At 70.5% G+C, this 19,861-nt stretch carries 17 protein-coding genes; 12 read left to right on the top strand and 5 right to left on the bottom strand.

Features of this window, described 5'->3' with window-relative positions; genetic code table 11:
• The first annotated feature begins 210 nt into the window (after positions 1-210).
• Positions 211-2,937 carry a DNA polymerase I gene (gene polA, locus AC5DRG_RS13605; RefSeq protein ID WP_491810579.1) on the top strand — a complete coding sequence of 909 codons (2,727 nt, stop codon included), beginning with the start codon at positions 211-213 and terminating at the stop codon, positions 2,935-2,937.
• 494 nt (positions 2,938-3,431) lie between these two features.
• The gene (locus AC5DRG_RS13600; protein ID WP_491810577.1) at positions 3,432-3,860 is read left to right on the top strand and encodes a hypothetical protein; all 429 of its coding nucleotides are present in this window, start codon (positions 3,432-3,434) and stop codon (positions 3,858-3,860) included.
• Here AC5DRG_RS13600 and AC5DRG_RS13595 read toward each other — a convergent pair.
• Positions 3,766-4,635 (bottom strand): DUF4184 family protein, encoded by an 870-nt coding sequence (locus tag AC5DRG_RS13595; RefSeq protein ID WP_491810575.1) that lies wholly within the window; start codon positions 4,633-4,635, stop codon positions 3,766-3,768. The genes AC5DRG_RS13600 and AC5DRG_RS13595 overlap by 95 nt on opposite strands.
• Before the next feature lie 259 nt (positions 4,636-4,894).
• On the opposite strand from AC5DRG_RS13595, the gene AC5DRG_RS13590 reads away from it, so the two are divergent.
• From AC5DRG_RS13590 to pgfA, 3 genes are all read left to right on the top strand, one after another.
• The gene (locus AC5DRG_RS13590; protein ID WP_491810573.1) at positions 4,895-6,604 is read left to right on the top strand and encodes a lytic transglycosylase domain-containing protein; all 1,710 of its coding nucleotides are present in this window, start codon (positions 4,895-4,897) and stop codon (positions 6,602-6,604) included.
• 144 nt (positions 6,605-6,748) lie between these two features.
• The gene (locus tag AC5DRG_RS13585) at positions 6,749-6,883 is read left to right on the top strand and encodes an SPW_0924 family protein (protein WP_491810571.1); all 135 of its coding nucleotides are present in this window, start codon (positions 6,749-6,751) and stop codon (positions 6,881-6,883) included.
• A gap of 32 nt (positions 6,884-6,915) precedes the next feature.
• Positions 6,916-7,905: a cell envelope lipid trafficking protein PgfA gene (gene pgfA, locus AC5DRG_RS13580; RefSeq protein ID WP_491810569.1), complete on the top strand. Its 990-nt coding sequence runs from the start codon at positions 6,916-6,918 to the stop codon at positions 7,903-7,905.
• On the opposite strand, the gene hrpB is transcribed toward pgfA, so the two are convergent.
• Both hrpB and AC5DRG_RS13570 read right to left on the bottom strand, forming a co-directional pair.
• A complete protein-coding gene (gene hrpB / locus AC5DRG_RS13575; protein ID WP_491810567.1) occupies positions 7,895-10,432 on the bottom strand; it encodes an ATP-dependent helicase HrpB in 2,538 nt (845 codons plus the stop codon). The two genes, pgfA and hrpB, sit on opposite strands and share 11 nt — an antisense overlap.
• Before the next feature lie 40 nt (positions 10,433-10,472).
• The gene (locus tag AC5DRG_RS13570) at positions 10,473-11,351 is read right to left on the bottom strand and encodes a class I SAM-dependent methyltransferase (protein WP_491810566.1); all 879 of its coding nucleotides are present in this window, start codon (positions 11,349-11,351) and stop codon (positions 10,473-10,475) included.
• A 337-nt stretch (positions 11,352-11,688) separates the two neighbouring features.
• Between AC5DRG_RS13570 and rpsA the strand changes: the two genes are divergently transcribed.
• The 5 genes from rpsA (at position 11,689) to AC5DRG_RS13545 (ending at position 17,278) form a co-directional block, all read left to right on the top strand.
• Positions 11,689-13,188 carry a 30S ribosomal protein S1 gene (gene rpsA / locus AC5DRG_RS13565; protein WP_491810564.1) on the top strand — a complete coding sequence of 500 codons (1,500 nt, stop codon included), beginning with the start codon at positions 11,689-11,691 and terminating at the stop codon, positions 13,186-13,188.
• Between the two features lie 338 nt (positions 13,189-13,526).
• Positions 13,527-15,053, top strand: coding sequence for a flavin monoamine oxidase family protein (locus AC5DRG_RS13560; protein WP_491813030.1), 1,527 nt, complete (start codon positions 13,527-13,529; stop codon positions 15,051-15,053).
• 127 nt (positions 15,054-15,180) lie between these two features.
• Positions 15,181-16,119: a PAC2 family protein gene (locus AC5DRG_RS13555; protein ID WP_491810562.1), complete on the top strand. Its 939-nt coding sequence runs from the start codon at positions 15,181-15,183 to the stop codon at positions 16,117-16,119.
• Between the two features lie 90 nt (positions 16,120-16,209).
• Positions 16,210-16,815 (top strand): dephospho-CoA kinase, encoded by a 606-nt coding sequence (coaE, locus tag AC5DRG_RS13550; RefSeq protein ID WP_491810561.1) that lies wholly within the window; start codon positions 16,210-16,212, stop codon positions 16,813-16,815.
• Between the two features lie 82 nt (positions 16,816-16,897).
• Positions 16,898-17,278: a tetratricopeptide repeat protein gene (locus tag AC5DRG_RS13545; RefSeq protein ID WP_491810559.1), complete on the top strand. Its 381-nt coding sequence runs from the start codon at positions 16,898-16,900 to the stop codon at positions 17,276-17,278.
• A 45-nt stretch (positions 17,279-17,323) separates the two neighbouring features.
• Here AC5DRG_RS13545 and AC5DRG_RS13540 read toward each other — a convergent pair whose 3' ends face one another.
• Positions 17,324-17,599, bottom strand: a complete 276-nt coding sequence (locus tag AC5DRG_RS13540; RefSeq protein WP_491810557.1) for a DUF6343 family protein — start codon at positions 17,597-17,599, stop codon at positions 17,324-17,326.
• A gap of 112 nt (positions 17,600-17,711) precedes the next feature.
• Here AC5DRG_RS13540 and AC5DRG_RS13535 point away from each other — a divergent pair, with 112 nt between their 5' ends.
• Both AC5DRG_RS13535 and AC5DRG_RS13530 read left to right on the top strand, forming a co-directional pair.
• A complete protein-coding gene (locus tag AC5DRG_RS13535) occupies positions 17,712-18,629 on the top strand; it encodes an acyltransferase domain-containing protein (protein ID WP_491810555.1) in 918 nt (305 codons plus the stop codon).
• A gap of 134 nt (positions 18,630-18,763) precedes the next feature.
• Complete coding sequence (locus tag AC5DRG_RS13530; protein WP_491810554.1) at positions 18,764-19,195, top strand: DoxX family protein; 432 nt, start codon at positions 18,764-18,766, stop codon at positions 19,193-19,195.
• 76 nt (positions 19,196-19,271) lie between these two features.
• Here AC5DRG_RS13530 and AC5DRG_RS13525 read toward each other — a convergent pair whose 3' ends face one another.
• Positions 19,272-19,790 carry an RNA-binding S4 domain-containing protein gene (locus AC5DRG_RS13525; protein ID WP_491810552.1) on the bottom strand — a complete coding sequence of 173 codons (519 nt, stop codon included), beginning with the start codon at positions 19,788-19,790 and terminating at the stop codon, positions 19,272-19,274.
• Between the last annotated feature and the right edge of the window lie 71 nt (positions 19,791-19,861).

The raw sequence follows: 19,861 nt of genomic DNA, 5'->3' as shown, positions 1-19,861 counted from the left end.
CGGACGCCAGGACGGGAGCAAAGCTTGCGGGGCACAAGGCGTCTCCCGTAACCGCTCGTCGCGTCGGACCGACCTGCCCGGCACGAGGGCTGCTCGGTCCGACGCGAAGATCGCCCCGGCCCGGCACAAGGGCCGCCCCAGCCCGGCACAAAGGTCTCCCCAGCCCCGGCACGGGGCCGACTGTCAGTGCGGCGTGGCAGGATCGGGGTCGTGGCAGAGACAGCATCGAAGAAGACCGACAGCACCCCCGGCGGCAGCCGTCCCAGGCTGATGCTCATGGACGGGCACTCGCTGGCCTATCGCGCGTTCTTCGCGCTGCCCGCGGAGAACTTCACGACCGCGCAGGGGCAGCCGACGAACGCGATCTACGGCTTCGCGTCGATGCTCGCCAACACCCTGCGCGACGAGTCGCCCACGCACTTCGCGGTGGCCTTCGACGTCTCCCGCAAGACGTGGCGCTCCGAGGAGTTCACCGAGTACAAGGCCAACCGTTCCAAGACGCCGGACGAGTTCAAGGGCCAGGTCGAGCTGATCGGCGAGGTGCTCGACACGATGCACGCCGTGCGGTTCGCCGTCGACGGCTTCGAGGCGGACGACATCATCGCCACGCTCGCCACCCAGGCCGAGGCCGAGGGCTTCGAGGTGCTGATCGTCACCGGCGACCGCGACTCCTTCCAGCTGGTCACCGAGAACACCACGGTGCTCTATCCGACGAAGGGCGTCTCCGAGCTGACCCGGTTCACTCCGGAGAAGGTCTTCGAGAAGTACGGGTTGACGCCCGCGCAGTACCCCGACTTCGCCGCCCTGCGCGGCGACCCGTCCGACAACCTGCCAGGCATTCCGGGCGTCGGCGAGAAGACCGCCGCGAAGTGGATCAACCAGTTCGGGTCGTTCGCGGAACTGGTCGAGCGCGTCGACGAGGTCAAGGGCAAGGCCGGGCAGAACCTGCGCGACCACCTGGAGGCCGTCAAGCTCAACCGCCGGCTCACCGAGATGGTCCGCACCGTGGAGCTGCCCAAGTCGGTCACCGACCTGGAGCGCGCGCCCTACGACCGCAAGGCCCTCGCCCTGGTCCTGGACACCCTGGAGATCCGCAACCCCTCGCTGCGGGAGCGGCTCCTGGCCGTCGACCCGGGCGCCGAGGAGGCCGACGCCGGCCCGGTCGCCGAGGCGGGCGTGGCGGTGGACGGCACGGTGCTCGACACCGGCGAACTGACCCCGTGGCTCACCGAGCACGGCACCGGGACGCTGGGCGTCGCCACCGTCGACACCTGGGCGCTGGGCACCGGCTCGGTCGCCGAGGTCGCCCTCGCCGCGGCCGACGGAGCGGCAGCCTGGTTCGACCCGGCCCAGCTGGACGAGGCCGACGAGAACGCGTTCGCGGCCTGGCTGGCCGATGAGAACAGGCCAAAGGTCTTCCACAACGCCAAGGGCGCCATGCGCGTCTTCGCCGAGCACGGCTGGAGCGTCGCCGGCGTCCATATGGACACCGCGCTCGCCGCCTACCTGGTCAAGCCGGGCCGCCGCTCCTTCGACCTGGACGCGCTGTCCCTGGAGTACCTCGGCCGCGAGCTGGCCCCCGCCGCCACGGCCGACGGACAGCTGGCCTTCGGCGCGGACGACGGCGCCGAGGCCGAGGCTCTGATGGTGCAGGCCCGCGCGATCCTCGACCTCGGCGAAGCCTTCGGCGAGCGGCTCCAGGAAGTCGGCGCCGCCGACCTCCTGGGCGACATGGAGCTGCCCACCTCCGCACTGCTGGCCCGCATGGAGCGCAACGGCATCGCGGCCGACAAGGCCCACCTGGAGGCCATGGAGCAGATGTTCGCGGGCGCCGTCCAGCAGGCGGTGAAGGAGGCGCACGCGGCCGCCGGACACGAGTTCAACCTGGGCTCGCCCAAGCAGCTCCAGGAGGTCCTCTTCGGCGAACTGGGCCTGCCCAAGACGAAGAAGACGAAGACCGGCTACACGACCGACGCGGACGCACTGGCCTGGCTGGCCACCCAGACCGACAACGAACTGCCGGTGATCATGCTCCGCCACCGCGAGCAGGCCAAGCTGCGCGTCACGGTCGAGGGCCTCATCAAGACGGTCGCCGCGGACGGCCGTATCCACACCACGTTCAACCAGACGGTCGCCGCGACGGGCCGGCTGTCCTCCACGGACCCCAACCTCCAGAACATCCCGGTCCGCACCGACGAGGGCCGCGCGATCCGCCGCGGCTTCGTCGTCGGCGAGGGCTTCGAGTCCCTCATGACCGCGGACTACAGCCAGATCGAACTGCGCGTGATGGCCCACCTCTCCGAGGACGAGGGCCTCCTGGAGGCGTTCACCTCCGGCGAGGACCTGCACACCACGGTCGCCTCCCAGGTCTTCGCGGTCGAGGGCTCGGCGGTCGACGCGGAGATGCGGCGCAAGATCAAGGCGATGTCGTACGGCCTGGCGTACGGCCTGTCGGCCTTCGGCCTCTCCGGGCAGCTCAACATCGACGCGGGCGAGGCCCGTGTCCTGATGGACACCTACTTCGAGCGTTTCGGCGGCGTACGGGACTATCTGCGCCGGGCGGTCGACGAGGCACGCGCTACGGGCTACACCGCGACCCTCTTCGGACGTCGCCGCTACCTGCCCGACCTCAACAGCGACAACCGCCAGCGCCGCGAGGCGGCCGAGCGGATGGCCCTCAACGCCCCGATCCAGGGTACGGCCGCGGACATCGTCAAGATCGCCATGCTCCATGTGGACAAGGCCCTGCGGGAAGCCGAGCTCAACTCCCGCATGCTCCTCCAGGTCCACGACGAAATCGTCCTGGAGATCGCCCCCGGCGAGCGGGCGGCGGTCGAGGAGATCGTCCGCCGCGAGATGGCGGGCGCGGTCCACCTCCGGGCACCACTGGACGTGTCGGTGGGCGTGGGCCCGGACTGGGAATCGGCGGCGCACTAGCCTCCGGCGGCTGGGCGGAAGGGTTCGTGCTTGCCGGTGGGCGGGGCAGCGAACCCCTCCGCTGCGGGGGCAGGGCTTTTCGGCGCCGGTGCGGGAGAGGGGCCCGGCTCGCGCGGGAGGGCCGGCTCGCATGGAAGGTGCCGGCTCGCGTTGAAGGCACCGGGCCGTATGGAAGGCAGCGGGTCGCGCAGAAGGCGCAAGCCGGAGGGGAAGCACCCGCTTGCTAGCAGGTGCCAGCCGCACAGGATGCGCGCGCTCGCTTTAGAAGGCGCCAGTCCCCACAGCAGAGGCCCGCCAGGGCGGAAGACGCCGGTCCGCACAAAGATCTCCGCCGCAACGGCGAGCAACCACCACGGTGCCCTCCGGCGGTGCCGAACTACCCGGACCCTCGACACACCACCCGCACAACCCCGGCCCCACCCCCGGAGGGACCCGTCACCCGCGTGGCCCCCGCGAAAAGGCCCCCCACCACCCCCGCCCGTAAGGATGCGGGCATGGGTATACGCAGGCTCTCCCGCCGGACGGCCAAGGCACAGGCCCAGGCGGACGCGAAAGCGAAGGACGGCGCGGCCATATCCGTGCCGCCCCCACCGGTACCGCCCTACGCGGCCACCGCGAGCACCGCCCGCATCCCCACCGACCTCACCGAGGACCTGCCCCGGGTCGCCGCAGACCTCCGGCGCCGCATCACCCACCACCGGGAGGCCGCCGTACGGGCCGCCAGTGACACAGCCGTCTGGCGCCAGTGGAGCGACCTGGGCCGCGGCTACCTGGCCCTCGGCCTCACCCGGCTGCTCAGGACACGCCCGGTCCGCACCATGACGATCTTCATCGCGACGACCGCCAGTGAGGGCCCGAACCCCTCGACGGCACTTCGACCCGCCCCCGACCGCCGACCACCGGGACCGGACGCCACACCCTGACCCCCACGGCGTACAGCAGCAGCCCCACGCACAGTCCCGCGCCCGCGCCGAAGCACACCGTTGGGATCACTTCCCAGGGCTTGGCGCTCGACCCCCAGTAGGCCCACCACCGGGCCACTCGCTGCACGGCCCCGACCACCGCGCATCCGCCGAGCACGGCACCGGCCCACCACCGGTCCCGTACGGACAACAGCGCGACCCCCGCCGTCTCGCCGCCGGGCGCCCTGCGGAGCGCGACCACGAGGAACACCGCGATCACCACCGCGGCCACCGCCGAACCGCCGTACTGCAGGTACCAGTACAGCGGCCAGCCGGCCACCTCCCGCCCCAGGACGGGCAGCAGCCGCATCCCCCAGCGGTCGAGGTGCGTGAACGCGTCCCACACGACGTGTGTCAGCGCGCCGACGACAGCGGAGACGTACCACCACGCCACCAGAGACGGCCGGACACGCGCGCGTGGCACCCCGCAGCGCAGCAGCGAGGCCACTCGCCCCTGCCGGGCCCGGGGCAGCAGTGCCACCAGCGGCTCGCGCACGAGCAGCCACAGCCCCACCAGCGCCCAGGCGATGAGGACATCGACCGTCAAGACGCCCACGAAGGAGTGCGTGAACTCACCGAACTCCATCGCCTCGGGCAGGACACTCGCCGCGTAGTAGGTCATGTCGGGGCAGAAGGAGCCCGCCACGAGAACGGCCGGAACCAGTCGGCCCCGGCCGGTACCGTCGGTACGCACGGCGGGCAGCACGGCCGCCGCATGACTCAGGGTGAACGGCAACAGGGCTCCCGGCTGCGGACGTTGGCGGGACGCGGCGGCCCCGGCGATCACTGGAGCCCAGTATGCGTGAAGCGGTATGTCGCAACCACGCCACAACGGAGCATGGCCAACCGGTGAAAACCGGGCACGAACCGGTGCCCACGTAAGGGAAGTTGTCGTAGGGTCACCTGGGTCGCCGTGCCGGGGAGCGCGGACGGAACAGACGACAAAAGTCGGCGGACGGACGGGCGGCCGGGCGTCCATGGGAGGGGTTCTTTTTATGGCGGCGCAATTCGGCAGGCGGCTGCGCAAGGGAGCGGCGAATACAGCTGTGGCCGCGCTCGCGGTCGCGGCTCTGGCCGCGTCCCAGGCTCCGGGGCTGACGGGGGGTGACGGCGACACCGGCAGACAGAGCGCCGGCGACACCCAGTCCACGCCCGACGCGAGCACCGACGACAGCGCCACCGGCAACTCGCCGTACTACACGGACCTGCCGCCCCTCAACAGCCCGAGCCCCTCGCCGACCATCGGCACCCCTGTCTCCGTGGGCGCGGCCGAGGCGGGCATACCCGCGACCGTCCTCGACGCCTACAAGAAGGCGGCCGCCGCACTCGGCGAGGCGAAGCCCGGCTGCAACCTGCCCTGGGAACTCCTCGCCGCCATCGGCAAGGTCGAGTCGGGCCAGGCCCGCGGCGGCCGCGTCGACGCGAACGGCACCACGATCTCGCCGATCCTCGGCCCCGAGCTCGACGGCAACGGCTTCGCGCTCATCAGGGACACCGACAACGGCGAGTACGACGGCAACAGCGCGTACGACCAGGCCGTCGGCCCCATGCAGTTCATCCCCTCCACCTGGGCGTGGGCGGGCCGGGACGGCAACGGCGACGGCAAGAAGGACCCCAACAACGTCTACGACGCCGCGCTCGCGGCCGGCCACTACCTGTGCCGGTACGGCTGGGACCTGTCCACGGAGACCGACCTCAGCAGCGCGATCCTCAGCTACAACAACTCGACGGACTACCTGAACACGGTCCTGTCGTGGCTGGAGTACTACCGCAAGGGCACCCACGAGGTCCCCGACGGCACGGGCACCCTGCCGGACAACCGCAGCGACGACAACGACGGGGCGACCACCTCGCCGTCGCCCACCGACCCGGCCACGAGCTCGCCGAGCCCCGAGCCGGGCGAGACCGGCGGTTCCACCAGCCCGAGCCCGAGCCCGACTCCGCCGAGCACCTCGACGCCCACCGACACGGTGAACCACCTGGAGGACGCGGGCACGGCGAAGCTCACCGCGATGGCGGGCGACGCGTTCACGAAGAAGATCAGCACCCGTGCCGAGACCGCGGCCGGTACGGCGGTCGGCAAGGTCAGGATCCGGTTCACGATCGTCGGCGACACCGACGCCACCTTCACCGGCGGCGAGTCCGTCGCCACGGTCGTCACCAACACCGCCGGCATCGCCGTCGCGCCCACGCTGCAGGCGGGCGAGACGACGGGCGACTTCACCGTCCGCGCCACCGTCGTGGGCCGCACGGTCACCGGCCTCGACTACGCCGCCACCGTCACCGCGCGCGCCGCCGACACCCTCGCCCGCACCAGCGACACCGCGCTGACCTGCACCCCGGGCGGCGAGTTCGCGGACCAGGTCGAGGTGAAGGCGACGTACGGCGGAGCCGTCGCCGACAAGGTCGCCGCCACCGCGACCCTCATCAAGTCGGCGGACGACGCGACCGAGAACGACAAGGGCCCCTACTTCAAGGACGCGGACGGCAACACCGTACGCACCCTGACCGGCCTCGTGACGGACGAGAACGGCCTGCTCAAGCTGCCGAAGCTGTACGCGGACGACACCACCGGCACGTTCCTGCTCCGCATCGACACCGCGGGCGGCGCGACCATCACGGTCGAGCTGACCGTGGCGGCCGCGGCGGACTCCTCGGCGAGCCCGTCGCCCAGCGCCAGCACCTCGGAGAGCGCCACCCCCTAGGTACCGCAGCGTCAGGGGCGCTCTTTTCGCTACGGCGGAAAGGGCGCCCCTCGTCTGTGCGTGCAACGTGTTCTCATCTCGCCCACCCGTTGCTACGGTGCCGGATCTGATGACCTATCAGTTTCACTCCGTCGGGAGGCAGGCATGCGCGCCCTCATCGCCGCCGCGATCGGCCTCGCCGTCGCGCTCGCCCTGGTCCTCACGATCACCGCGATGGGGTCGACGACGGGCAAGACGTCCCCCAAGCCCCTGCTGACGACGGTGCCCGCACACCCGTAGACCGCTCTGTAGACCGCTCTGGGGAGGCCGAGATGCGCCGCAAGGCCAGTCTGATCCTGCTCGCCCTCGCCGTGTTCTTCGCGGCGCTGTCCCCCATGCTGCGCTGGTACGCCTTCCCGCGCCTCGCCAAGATCCCGGCGAACCAGTACCAGGACATGGTCCTGGAGGCGAAGGACGCCACCCTCATGGACAACTCGATGCAGGTCAAGAAGGTCTCCAAGGTCACCATCGTGCAGACCCTCAAGGGCAACGTCGAGGCCTCCGAGAAGATCGAGAAGACGCTGGGCCGGGACGTCGTCGTCTGGGACGGCCTGTCCTACGCCCAGGGCCCCGACGGCGAGCAGGTCGCCTACATCCCCGAGCGCTACATCTTCGACGCCCACACCCAGGAACCGATCCACGCCACAGGCGAGATGGTCGACGGCGACCCGGTGAAACGCGAGGGCCTCGAATTCAAGTGGCCCTTCCTGACCGAGAAACGGGACTACGAGTACTTCGACGCCCAGGCCCGCACCACCGCCCCCATCCACTACAAGGGCACCCAGAACTTCCGTGGCCTGGAGGTCTACTACTTCGAGCAGACCATCCCCTGGACGCAGGTGAAGTGGCCCAAGAAGCTGCCCATCGCGGGCGTCACCCCCGAGCAACTGGCCAAGACCGGCACCACCCGCTGGTACACGACGGTCCGCAAGTTCTGGGTCGAACCCGTCACCGGAGCCCCCGTCTACGGCGAGGAGATCCACAAGGAGGAACTCCGCGGCGGCACTCTGCTCGGTGACCGCGACAAGGTGACGGCGTTCGCCGGCCACGTGAAGATGCGCGAGGACTACATCGAGCACACCGTCGACCTGGTCAAGTCCAACCGCACCCTCGTCCTCATGCTGACGTCGTACCTCCCCTGGGGCTTCGCGACCCTGGGCATCCTGCTGCTGTCGCTCTCCCTCTACCTGGAGGCACGCAGCCGCCGCCCCGGCGAACCCCGACCCGTCGAGAACTCCGCGCCCGAGCCGGTCAGCGCCTGAGCCGCGCGTTGGTGTGCCGGGTGGGCTCGGCGGTGGCGGGATCCTCGGGCCACGGATGCTTCGGATACCGACCGCGCAGCTCCGCCCGTACGCCCTTGTAGCCGTCCTTCCAGAAGGAGGCGAGGTCGGCGGTGACGGCGGCGGGCCGCCCGGCGGGTGAGAGCAGATGCACGAGAACCGGCACCCCGCACACGACGGGCGACTCCTGGAGCCCGAACATCTCCTGCAACTTCACCGCCAGCACCGGCTGTTCGGGGTTGGCGTAGTCGATCCGGATTCTGGACCCACTCGGCACGGCGATCCGCTCCGGCGCGAGTTCGTCGAGCCGCGCGGCCTCCCCGGAGGCCCAGGGCAGCAGCCGGCCGAGCGCCTCCCCGGCCTGGATCCGCCCGAGATCGGCCCGCCGCCGCGCCCGCCCGAACTCCGGCTCCAACCACTCGTCCACGCGCGCGAGGAGAGCGTCGTCAGAGACATCGGGCCAGGGCGCACCAATTTGCAGCCACAAAAAGGCCAACCGCTGCCGCAGTAGGTCGGCCTCGGCCGACCAGCGCAACACCCCGACCCCTTCCTGCCGCAGCCCTTCAAGAAGCGCTTCCCGTACGAGGTTGGGGGCGGCGTCCCGCAAGGGCCGTACCGCCAGCTCAACAGCCCCCAACCGCTCCACCCGCCGCGCGACAACATCCCCGTCGGCCCAGTGCACCTCCTGCCCCTCGGAGTACAGCGAGGCAGCGGCGAGCCGAGCCAGCTCCTCGTCGACAACGGCGGCGAGCTGCACACGCGCGTGCCCTTTACCGACGGGCCGATCGGCAACGGCAACGGCAATCCAGGGCGCCCCACGCAGGGCCGAGCCATCTCGCAGCTCGGCCCGAGTCCCGGAGACCATGAGGTAAGAACCACCGTCAGCTTTGGCAAGCCGCTCGGGAAAGGCGAGAGCGGCAACCAGCCCAACAAGCCTGTCCTCCCCGGAGCTCGCGGCGCGCGCAGCTTCGGTGTTCACCTCCACCGGATCAGAGCCACCGGCGGGTGGGTGGGAAAAGTCTGTCGCGGCGGCCCGCAGACGCCGTACCTCCGCTCGCCACCGCCCCGCATAGGCGTCACCCCCACGCCGAGCACCCCGCAAAGCAGCCCCGAGATCATCCCCGTACTCCCGCGGCGCCTCCTCACTCAACAGCGCCACCACCTCGGCAGCCCGGTCCGCGCCGGCATCCAGCAACGCCCGGCCCAATCGCGGGTGCAACCCCAGCCGAGCAAGACGCAAACCCCGTTCCGTGGCCCGACCGACGGAGTCCACCGCGCCGATCGCCGACAACACCGACCGCGCCGCCGCCATCGCTCCCCCCGGCGGAGCATCCAGCAGCGCCAGCCCGGACGCGTCAGGATCCCCCCAGCAAGCCGTCTGCAGGGCGAACGCCGTCAGGTCGGCCACCTTTATCTCCGGCGACGGAAAACGCGGCAGACGCGCGTCCTCGGCCTCCGCCCAGCACCGGTACACCGCACCCGGCGCCTCGCGCCCGGCCCGCCCCGCCCGCTGCCGCCCCGCCGCCTGCGAGGCCCGTACCGTCGCCAGCGCGCTCAGCCCGCGCGCGTGGTCGACCCGCGGCTCCCGCGCCAGCCCGGAGTCGACGACCACCCGCACACCCGGCACCGTCAGCGAGGACTCGGCCACGGATGTCGCCAGGACCACCCGGCGCCCAGCAGCGGGGGACAGCACCGCGTCCTGGACGGCCGCCGGCGCCCGCCCGTGCACCTGGAGCACCTCCACCTCGCCGAGCGACCCCAACTGACCGGCCACGCGCGCGATTTCCCCCACCCCGGGCAGAAAGCACAGGACGTCCCCCGCCCGTTCGCTCAGCGCCCGCCGCACCACCGACGCCACATGCGCCAGCTGCGCCGGGTCCACGCGCATGCCGTGCGGCGGCCGTACGGGACGTACCGGCGGCGCCCACACCACCTCGACCGGGTACGAGACACCCGCCGCCTCGACCACCGGCGCCCCGCCCAGCAGCCGCGCCCACCCCTGCGCGTCCGTCGTCGCGGACGCGGCCACCAGCCGCAGCTCCGGCCGCAGGGTCTCCCGTACGTCCCACAGGAACGCCGCCACCGTGTCCGCGTCCAGATGCCGCTCATGGCACTCGTCGAGCACCACCACGTCCACGCCCGCGAGCTCCTGGTCCCGCTGCAGCCGTTGGAGCAGCACGCCGGTCGTGACGACCTCCACGCGTGCGTGCCGCCCCACGACCCGCTCGCCGCGCACGGTGTACCCGACGCTCCCGCCGACCTTCTCGCCCAGCAGCCACGCCATCCGCCGGGCCGCCGCCCGCGCCGCGATCCGCCGTGGCTCGGCCACGACCACGCGCCGCGCGGGTCCGTCCCCGAGCAGCCCGGCGAGGGCGAGCGGCACGAGGGTCGTCTTGCCCGTTCCGGGCGGCGCCACCAGGACCGCGGTGCCGTGCGAGGTCAGGGCGTCGCTCAGAGCGGGCAGGGCGGCACGAACGGGCAGGGCGTCCAGGGCGTCGTAGCGGATCACGACCCCAGTGTCGTACGCGCGCGTGCAGCCCCGTCGCGACTCAGTCGCGCTCGCACACGAAGATCGCCGTCCCCGGGATCAGGCCGCCGCGCAGCGGCGACCAGCCGCCCCACTCGGCGCTGTTCCAGGCCGGCCACTCCGGCTCGACCAGGTCCACCAGCCGAAGGTCCGCCGCGACGATGTCCCGGACGCGGTCCCCGAGCGTCCTGTGGTGCTCGACGTACACCGCCCGGCCGTCGTCGTCCTGCTCGACGTACGGCGTGCGGTCGAAGTAGGAGGCCGAGACGCTCAGCCCCTCGGGCCCGGGTTCGTCCGGGAACGACCAGCGGATCGGGTGGGTCGTGGAGAAGACGAAACGCCCGCCCCGGCGCAGCACCCGGCGCACCTCGCGCAGCACCAGCACCGGGTCGGCCACGAAGGGCAGCGCCCCGTACGCCGAGCACGCCAGGTCGAAGGAGCCGTCCGCGAAGGGGAGGGCGCCGGCGTCCGCCTGGACGAGGGGGAAGGAGCCGCCGATGCGCAGGGCGTGCTGGAGCTGGCGGTGGGAGAGGTCCAGGGCCACCGGACGGGCGCCCTGCGCGGTCAGCCAGCGCGAGCACTGGGCCGCGCCGGCGCCGATCTCCAGGACGTCCTTGCCCTTGAGGTCCTCCACGGGGCCGAGCAGCTCGGCCTCCACCTCGTCGAGGCCCTCGGGACCCCACACGAACCGGTCGTCGCCGAGGAACGTGCCGTGCTCGACCTGGTACTCGTCCGCGTTCCGGTCCCACCAGCCCCGGTTGGCCCGGGAACTCTCCGTGACACCGGCCGCACGCCGGGTGGCTTCCGGCTCGTCGGACTCGTCGTGCTCGTCGGGCTCGACCGTTTCGATCTCTACGGGCTCTTGGATGATCGGCTCCCTCGTCGTACTCTTCCGTCTCAACCCGTCTCGGGGGCGTCACGAAAGAGGCGTCCTACGGCCTGCGTGGCCTCATGAGACAGGTTTTGTGCCGGGTATGCGGCGATCCGCCCCGGGTGTGCGCCTTCGCGCATTGACCCTGCCTGGCTGCCCCCGTATGCTACAAGTTGCGCTGCGAGCCTGCGCACCTCAGACGTAGCAGGCTGCGCTCGCATCTGTCGTATGTCCCCTCGGTTGTCGAGGCGCCACCGGAATTTCCTGGTGTGGCGCTTCCTTGGCTGTCCGGCTTCTTCAGAGCGATCACGGGTTCCCGGCGTAGCAGTACCTACGACTCAATGTCCGTACCGGAGCCCTTTCCCACATGACGAGCAGCACCGAGACCACCGCCACCACCCCGCAGGTTGCGGTCAACGACATCGGTAACGAGGAAGCATTCCTCGCCGCTATCGACGAGACGATCAAGTACTTCAACGATGGCGACATCGTCGACGGCGTCATCGTCAAGGTTGACCGGGACGAGGTTCTCCTCGACATCGGTTACAAGACCGAAGGTGTCATCCCGAGCCGTGAGCTCTCGATCAAGCACGACGTCGACCCGAACGAGGTCGTCAAGGTCGGCGACGAGATCGAGGCCCTTGTTCTCCAGAAGGAGGACAAGGAAGGCCGCCTGATCCTCTCGAAGAAGCGCGCCCAGTACGAGCGTGCTTGGGGCACCATCGAGAAGATCAAGGAAGAGGACGGCATCGTCACCGGTACCGTCATCGAGGTCGTCAAGGGTGGTCTCATCCTCGACATCGGCCTCCGCGGCTTCCTCCCGGCCTCCCTGGTCGAGATGCGCCGTGTTCGCGACCTCCAGCCCTACGTGGGCAAGGAGCTCGAGGCCAAGATCATCGAGCTGGACAAGAACCGCAACAACGTGGTCCTGTCCCGCCGTGCCTGGCTGGAGCAGACCCAGTCCGAGGTCCGCCAGACGTTCCTCACGACCCTCCAGAAGGGTCAGGTCCGTTCCGGCGTCGTCTCCTCGATCGTCAACTTCGGTGCGTTCGTGGACCTGGGTGGCGTCGACGGTCTGGTTCACGTCTCCGAGCTGTCCTGGAAGCACATCGACCACCCGTCCGAGGTTGTCGAGGTCGGCCAGGAAGTCACCGTCGAGGTCCTCGACGTCGACATGGACCGCGAGCGTGTCTCCCTGTCGCTGAAGGCGACGCAGGAAGACCCGTGGCAGCAGTTCGCCCGGACCCACCAGATCGGCCAGGTCGTGCCCGGCAAGGTCACGAAGCTGGTTCCGTTCGGTGCGTTCGTCCGCGTCGACGAGGGCATCGAGGGTCTGGTCCACATCTCCGAGCTGGCCGAGCGCCACGTGGAGATCCCGGAGCAGGTCGTCCAGGTCAACGACGAGATCTTCGTCAAGGTCATCGACATCGACCTCGAGCGTCGCCGGATCTCGCTGTCCCTCAAGCAGGCCAACGAGTCCTTCGGTGCCGACCCGGCCTCGGTCGAGTTCGACCCGACGCTGTACGGCATGGCCGCGTCGTACGACGACCAGGGCAACTACATCTACCCGGAGGGCTTCGACCCCGAGACCAACGACTGGCTCGAGGGCTACGAGACCCAGCGCGAGGCCTGGGAGCACCAGTACGCCGAGGCGCAGCAGCGCTTCGAGCAGCACCAGGCTCAGGTCATCAAGTCCCGCGAGGCGGACGCCGCTGCTGCCGCCGAGGGCGGCGACGCGGCGGGTGCGGCTCCGGTCGTGTCCGGTGGCGGGTCGTACTCCTCCGAGGGTGCGGACACCTCCGGTGCGCTGGCCTCTGACGAGGCGCTGGCCGCGCTGCGAGAGAAGCTTGCTGGTGGCCAGAGCTGACGCGGAACGCTAACCGCTGAGGCTTAGCAGTTTGCTGAGGGCCCGTACCTTTCGAGGCGCGGGCCCTCACACTTGTGTGCTTCGGTCGTCGGTTCACTGCAGGCCGTCTGTGGCTTGTCGCGCAGTTCCCCGCGCCCCTTTGGGAGTTGGTCTTGCCCCCGTTGTAGAAACTTGTGGGATACACCAGTAACCAGGCTGCCGTAACTCGGCGTTGGGAGGCTTCCTCGGTCGTTCATGATCGAAAGGGGAGTCCAGTCATGGTGCAACCTCAAACCGGGTCGGGGACGAGTCGGCGGGCGTTTTTGCGGAATGTGGGGGTGGCCAGTGGGGCGGGCACGATGTTCGCCACCATGGGGGCGCTCGGGCTCGCCCCGACCGCGCAGGCGGCCCAGCGGGAGCAGTCCTTCCGGGCGCTCAGTGCCGGCGATTTCACGCTCACCGGGCGCGGTGCCGCGAAGGTCGTCATCGTCGGGGGCGGGATCGCGGGACTCGCGGCCGCGTACGAACTCGGCAAGGCCGGCTACGACTGTACGGTCCTGGAGGCCAGGGATCGCACCGGCGGACGCAACTTCACCGTGCGGGGCGGGGATTCGACCACCGACCTGTACGGCAACAAGCAGACCGCCCGTTTCGCCGACGGCCACTACATGAACGCCGGGCCCGCCCGTATCCCGCAGTGGATGGTCACCCTCGACTACTGTCGTGAACTCGGCGTCCCCATCGAGGTGTTCACCAACGTCAACGCCGATGCCTACATCTACAACGAGTCGGCCGGCATGACGAAGCCGGTGCGGTACCGCACCGCCAAAGCCGATGTCTACGGATACGTCTCGGAGTTGCTCGCCAAGGCCACCGACAAGGGCGCCTTGGACAAGGAGTTGACGGCCGCCGACCAGGAGCGGCTCGTCGAGTTCCTCAAGGACTGGGGCGAACTCGGGGACACGCTGGCGTACGAGGGTGGGGAGCGCCGCGGATACTCCGTGGTGCCGGCCGCCGCCGGGACCCCGGGTGTGCTGCTCGGTGATGTCCCCAGCGCCTCCGACGTGTTCGCCAGCGGCGTCGGCCGGTACTTCTCCTTCGAGTTCGGCTTCGACCAGGCCATGCTGATGTTCCAGCCCGTCGGCGGCATGGACCAGATACCCAAGGCGCTCACCAAGGCGATCGGCGCCCACCGGGTCCGTACCGGGGCCGTCGTCTCCGACATCACCGACACCGGCAGCGGTGTCACCGTCACCTACACCCAGGGCGGCCGTACGAAGGTCGTCGACGCCGACTACTGCATCGGCGCCCTCCCGCCCAACATCCTCGCCAAGATCCCGCACAATCTCGGCACCGGCGTACAGACCGCGCTGGAGGCGATCACCCCGTCCTCCGCCGCCAAGATCGGCCTGGAGTACAAGTCCCGCTGGTGGGAGCTCGACCACGACATCTACGGCGGCATCACCGAGACCGATCAGGACGTCGTCCACATCTGGCACCCCTCCTACGGCTTCCACGCCGAGCGCGGTGTCCTCATCGGCTACTACAACTACGGCGACGGCGCGGACGCGTACGCCAAGCTCACCCCCAAGCAGCGCGAGGCGCGGGCGGTGGCCGCCGGTGTGAAGATCTACGGCGAGAAGTACCGCACCGAGCTCGCCTCCTCCTTCTCCCACCACTGGCGGCAGACCCCGCACCTGGAGGCCGCCTGGCACGACACCCCCGGCGGCCCCGACGACGCGCGCTACAAGCCGCTCAACGAACCGACGGGACGCGTCTACTTCGCGGGTGACTGGCTCAGCTACACCGACGCCTGGCAGCACGGCGCCTTCGCGTCCGCGCGCAAGGCGGTGACCGCCCTCCACGCGCGTGTGCTGTCGGCGTAACCCACGAGGTAACCGACGACGTCACCCATGAGAACGCGGTAAAAGACGGCTGATCAGGGCGCGGGCTGGGAATGCTTGCGCCCTGTACCGCGTTGTGGAGTACGAACACGAGGAGGAGCGGTCACCGATGCTTGATCCGCAGGGTTTGTACACGTGGGAGCCGAAAGGCCTGGCAGTCGTCGACATGGCGCTCGCCCAGGAGTCGGCCGGCCTTGTCATGCTCTACCACTTCGACGGATACATCGACGCGGGAGAGACGGGCGACCAGATCGTCGACGCCCTTCTCGACTCGCTGCCCCACCAACTCGTGGCCACCTTCGACCACGACCGGCTCGTGGACTACCGCGCCCGCCGCCCGCTGCTCACCTTCAAGCGCGACGAGTGGACGGACTACGAGGAGCCCACGATCGACGTGCGGCTCGTCCAGGACGCCACCGGAGCGCCCTTCCTGCTGCTGTCCGGGCCCGAGCCGGACGTGGAGTGGGAGCGCTTCGCCCAGGCCGTCCAGCAGGTCGTGGAGCGGCTCGGCGTCCGGCTGTCCGTGAACTTCCACGGCATCCCCATGGGCGTCCCGCACACCCGCCCCGTGGGCCTCACCCCGCACGGCAACCGCGCCGACCTGGTGCCCGGCCACCGCAGCCCCTTCGACGAGGCGCAGGTCCCCGGCAGCGCCGAGTCGCTCGTCGAGTTCCGCCTCATCGAGGGCGGGCACGACGTCCTGGGCGTCGCGGCCCACGTCCCGCACTACATCGCCCGCTCCGCCTACCCGGACGCGGCGCTGACGGTCCTGGAGTCCATCACGGCCGCGACCGGCCTGGTCCTCCCCGCCATCGCACACACCCTGCGCACGGACGCACACCGTACGCAGACGGAGATCGACCGCCAGATCCAGGAGGGCGACGAGGAGCTCGTCGCGCTCGTCCAGGGCCTTGAGCACCAGTACGACGCCGCCGCGGGCGCCGAGTCCCGGGGCAACATGCTCGCCGAGCCCGTCGACATCCCGTCGGCGGACGAGATCGGCCGCGAGTTCGAACGCTTCCTGGCGGAACGCGAGGGCGACAACTGACTGAGGCAACTCCGGCCCGCTGTCGGGTCGGACGCGCTGCCGTGTGCCCTCTTGGGCGCGCTGTCAGCGGCAGGCCCTAAGCTGCGGCACATGCTGAAAGTGGGCCTGACCGGTGGGATCGGCGCCGGCAAGAGCGAAGTGTCGCGGCTGCTCGTCGAGCGCGGTGCCGTTCTCATCGACGCGGACCGCATCGCGCGCGAGGTCGTCGCGCCGGGGACTCCCGGGCTCGCGGCGGTCGTCGAGGCCTTCGGCGCGGACGTGCTCGCGCCGGACGGCAGCCTGGACCGGCCCAAGCTGGGCTCCATCGTCTTCGCCGACCCCGAGAAGCTGGCCCTGCTGAACTCGATCGTCCACCCCCTGGTCGGCGCCCGCTCCCGCGAGCTGGAGGACACCGCTGCCGAGGACGCCGTCGTCATCCACGACGTCCCCCTCCTCGCCGAGAACTCCCTGACGCCCCTCTACGACCTCGTGATCGTCGTCGACGCCAGTCCCGAGACCCAGCTCGACCGGCTCGTCCGGCTGCGCGGCATGACCGAGGAGGACGCACGCGCGCGCATGGCCGCCCAGGCCACCCGCGAGCAACGCCTGAAGATCGCGGACGTCGTCATCGACAACGACGTACCGCTGACGGAGCTGCAGCGGCGGGTGGAGGAGGTGTGGGCGGATCTTGTACTGCGGGCGCACGGGGCGGGGTAGGAGCCGATCCAAGTCCGCGGTGACCGGGAATCCCTGCCGCCCGCCGGGCGTTGAAGCTGTGGAGTGAGGGAAGGACTTTGCCGTGCCCGAGACCAGCGGATCGACCGGACGTACTCCGGAGACGCATGTCATTGACTTCCGCGCCGCGGAGCATCTGCTCGCCGCGCGGGACCCGCGGGGCGCGGTGAAGCTGCTCGACGGAGTGATAGCCGCGCATCCGGACAACACGGCGGCCCGGCTGCTGCGCGCCCGCGCCTTCTTCGCCGCCGCGCAACTGCGGCCCGCCGAGCTGGAGTTCACCCTCGTCCTGGAGCGTGAGCCGGCCAACGCGTTCGCGCACTTCGCGCTGGCCCGCACCTATGAGCGCCAGGGGCGGCCGGACCAGGCCAAGCGGCACTTCCGGCTGGCGGCGGCACTCGATCCGAAGCCGGAGTTCCTGGAAGCGGCGCGCTTCGACTCGTAGGCCCTCGTAAACCTCGTAGGGCTCGTAGCCAAGGACCCGCGTGCCTTACGTGCCGTGGTGGTCCGGCGGTCGATATGGCGGGATGTCTCGGCCCGGCTGGTAGTGCGGGCCCTGGCGGATGTGCCTGAGGATCATGGCCAGGTCGACGGTGACGACCAGCCACAGCACCCCGCAGGCGACCGCCCACCCCGGCCGCCCGGCGAGGGCGAACGCGACCGTGCCGAAAGCCGCCCAGATCAGCCCCCACACGCTCAGCCAGAAGCGCAGCCGCAGTGCACTGCGCGCTGTCGTCGGCTCACTGCCCGTACGCATCCGGATCATCACTCCTACTTGCAACGTACTCTCGGTGCGGACGCTCGCCAAAGGCTCGACGAGGCCTCGACCAGACCTCGACCAGACCTCGACAAGGCTCGACACGGGGAGGGATCGCGCTGTGCTTCCGCACGCCGACGAACTGCCGGAGGTTCTTCTCGACCTCGCCGTACCCCACGAGGACATCAACGAACTCGTCCGGCTGCGAGGGGTGTTGGTACAGGACCCCGGTGCCCTGCGGCTCCTGGAGGAGTGCGTCGCGGACCTGGTGCGGGACATCGGCGAGGTCGGGGACACCGCCGGCCGGGGAGCGCGGCTCGGTGAGCAGCTCGCCGGGGCCCCGGCGGCGCTGGGCCGCTACTTCTCCGTCTACGTGTTCCTCGCGGCGCTCCCGCACACGCGCGCGTACCACCGCGAGCGGGGCATCCCGGCCGACGTCTCCCGCCGTACCCTCGCCGACCTGGGACGCAACATGGCGGTGCACCGCAGGCGGCACGGCACGGGCGGGGTGCTCGTGCCGTGGTGGCTGGTCCGCCACTTCCGCGGCGAGCTGTACCAGCTGGGCCGGCTGCAGTTCGAGCGGGCGCGGCTCGGGCAGCATACGGCGCGGGTGCTCGCGGCGGCCGGGCAGGATGTGGCCCCGGACACGCCCTGCCTGAGCCTGCACATTCCCGACTTCCTCGGGCCGCTGTCACCGGCCGCCTGCGACCGTTCCCTCGCGCTGGCCCGGGAGTTCTTCGCCCTGTACTACCCGGAGGAGCGCAACGCGGCCGCGGTCTGTCATTCCTGGCTGCTGGACCCGCAGTTGAAGCAGTACCTCGCGGCGGACTCGAACATCGTCCGCTTCCAGGAACGCTTCCGGCTCGACCACGAGGACGAGGAGCCCGCCGACACCGAACCCGTCAGGTTCGTCTTCGGCGACGCGGACCGGCCGGTGAACGACCTGCCACGCCGCACCTCCGTCGAGCGGGCGGTCGGCGACCATCTGCGGGCGGGCGGCCACTGGTACGTCGGGCACGGCTGGTTCCCGTTGTCGTAGCGGGCTGGTTGAGCGTGGGGTTGTGCGAAAACCCGCCGAGCGGCGATGAGTTCGGGGACACGGTCCGGTCTACCTCTGTGACAGCAACAGAGACAACAGACAGCAACACCGACCGCTTCCCACAGGAGACCCCCATGTCCGAGATCGCCGCTCCCGTCATCGCCGAGTCCGCGACCCCCCGAGGCCGCCGCGCCCGTATCTCCCTGCTCGGCCTTCAGGTCCTGCTGGCCCTCTTCTACGCCTTCGCGAGCGCCCTGCCCAAGCTGATCGCCCACCCGACGGCCGCCGAGGCCTTCGACAGGATCGGCTGGGGCAGTGCGGGCATGTACATCATCGGATCGCTCGAACTCGCCGGAGCCGTCGCCCTGTTGATCCCGATGCTCCAGTCGGTGTCGGCGATCGCGCTCAGCGGGCTGATGGTGGGCGCGTCCGTCGTCCAGTTCACCGTCTTCGACGGGGAGAACGCGCTGACCCCGCTCATCCTGATCGTGCCCCTCGCCCTCATCGCCTGGGCGCGGCGCGCACACAACACGGATCTGCTGAATCTCGTACGACGAAGGGTGTGACCCGAGCCGTACGTGCGGCGAGGGACGGCGGTGTCGGGCGGCCACAGGGGAGCCGCCCGGCACCGCCCTCGCACGCTTACGGGCTCTCGGGCGGAAGCCCGCCGATCCCTCGCAGCCGTTCCATCTCACGGCGGTCCCGTTTGGTCGGGCGGCCCGTGCCGCGGTCGCGGATGCCGGCCGGGGCGATGATCTGGCGGGGCGGGGGCGGCGGGCTGTTGTCGACGTAGCACTGGGCCGCCACCGGGGCGCCGACGCGCTTGCGGATCAGCCGCTTCACGACGACGACCCGCTCCCAGCCCTCCTGCCGTACGCGTACCTCGTCGCCGACGCGCACGGTGTACGCGGGCTTCACGCGCTCATCGTTCACGCGGACGTGCCCGCCGCGGCAGGCGGCGGCGGCCGCCGAGCGGGTCTTGGCCAGACGGACGGACCAGATCCAGCTGTCGAGACGCACGCTCTCGCCGTTCGAGACGGTGGCCGCTTCGGCGGCGGCTACGGCGGCGGCGATCTGCGGGTCCGCAGGCGCGGCCTCGGCCGGGCCCTGAGTGTTGGGCTCGCCCACCTTCTTGTCGTCGTCCGTGTCTTCGGAAGCCATGCCTCCGACTTTAGTCCCCCGGGCTGGGCGGAATGGCCGGGTTTTCCATGCCTCAGGGCCCAGGTCTACGG

The sequence above is a fragment of the Streptomyces sp. JLBG701 genome (assembly GCF_058544905.1).
The sequence above is the reverse complement of the archived record's forward strand: the minus strand, read 5'-3'. Positions and strand labels throughout refer to the sequence as shown.

Coding starts and splice junctions, on each gene's coding strand:
- AC5DRG_RS13600 (WP_491810577.1), top strand. CDS start 3,432: ATGGGTATACGCAGGCTCTCCCGCCGGACGGCCAAGGCACAGGCCCAG.
- AC5DRG_RS13590 (WP_491810573.1), top strand. CDS start 4,895: ATGGCGGCGCAATTCGGCAGGCGGCTGCGCAAGGGAGCGGCGAATACA.
- AC5DRG_RS13585 (WP_491810571.1), top strand. CDS start 6,749: ATGCGCGCCCTCATCGCCGCCGCGATCGGCCTCGCCGTCGCGCTCGCC.
- pgfA (WP_491810569.1), top strand. CDS start 6,916: ATGCGCCGCAAGGCCAGTCTGATCCTGCTCGCCCTCGCCGTGTTCTTC.
- rpsA (WP_491810564.1), top strand. CDS start 11,689: ATGACGAGCAGCACCGAGACCACCGCCACCACCCCGCAGGTTGCGGTC.
- AC5DRG_RS13560 (WP_491813030.1), top strand. CDS start 13,527: ATGTTCGCCACCATGGGGGCGCTCGGGCTCGCCCCGACCGCGCAGGCG.
- AC5DRG_RS13555 (WP_491810562.1), top strand. CDS start 15,181: ATGCTTGATCCGCAGGGTTTGTACACGTGGGAGCCGAAAGGCCTGGCA.
- coaE (WP_491810561.1), top strand. CDS start 16,210: ATGCTGAAAGTGGGCCTGACCGGTGGGATCGGCGCCGGCAAGAGCGAA.
- AC5DRG_RS13540 (WP_491810557.1), bottom strand. CDS start 17,599: ATGATCCGGATGCGTACGGGCAGTGAGCCGACGACAGCGCGCAGTGCA.
- AC5DRG_RS13530 (WP_491810554.1), top strand. CDS start 18,764: ATGTCCGAGATCGCCGCTCCCGTCATCGCCGAGTCCGCGACCCCCCGA.
- AC5DRG_RS13525 (WP_491810552.1), bottom strand. CDS start 19,790: ATGGCTTCCGAAGACACGGACGACGACAAGAAGGTGGGCGAGCCCAAC.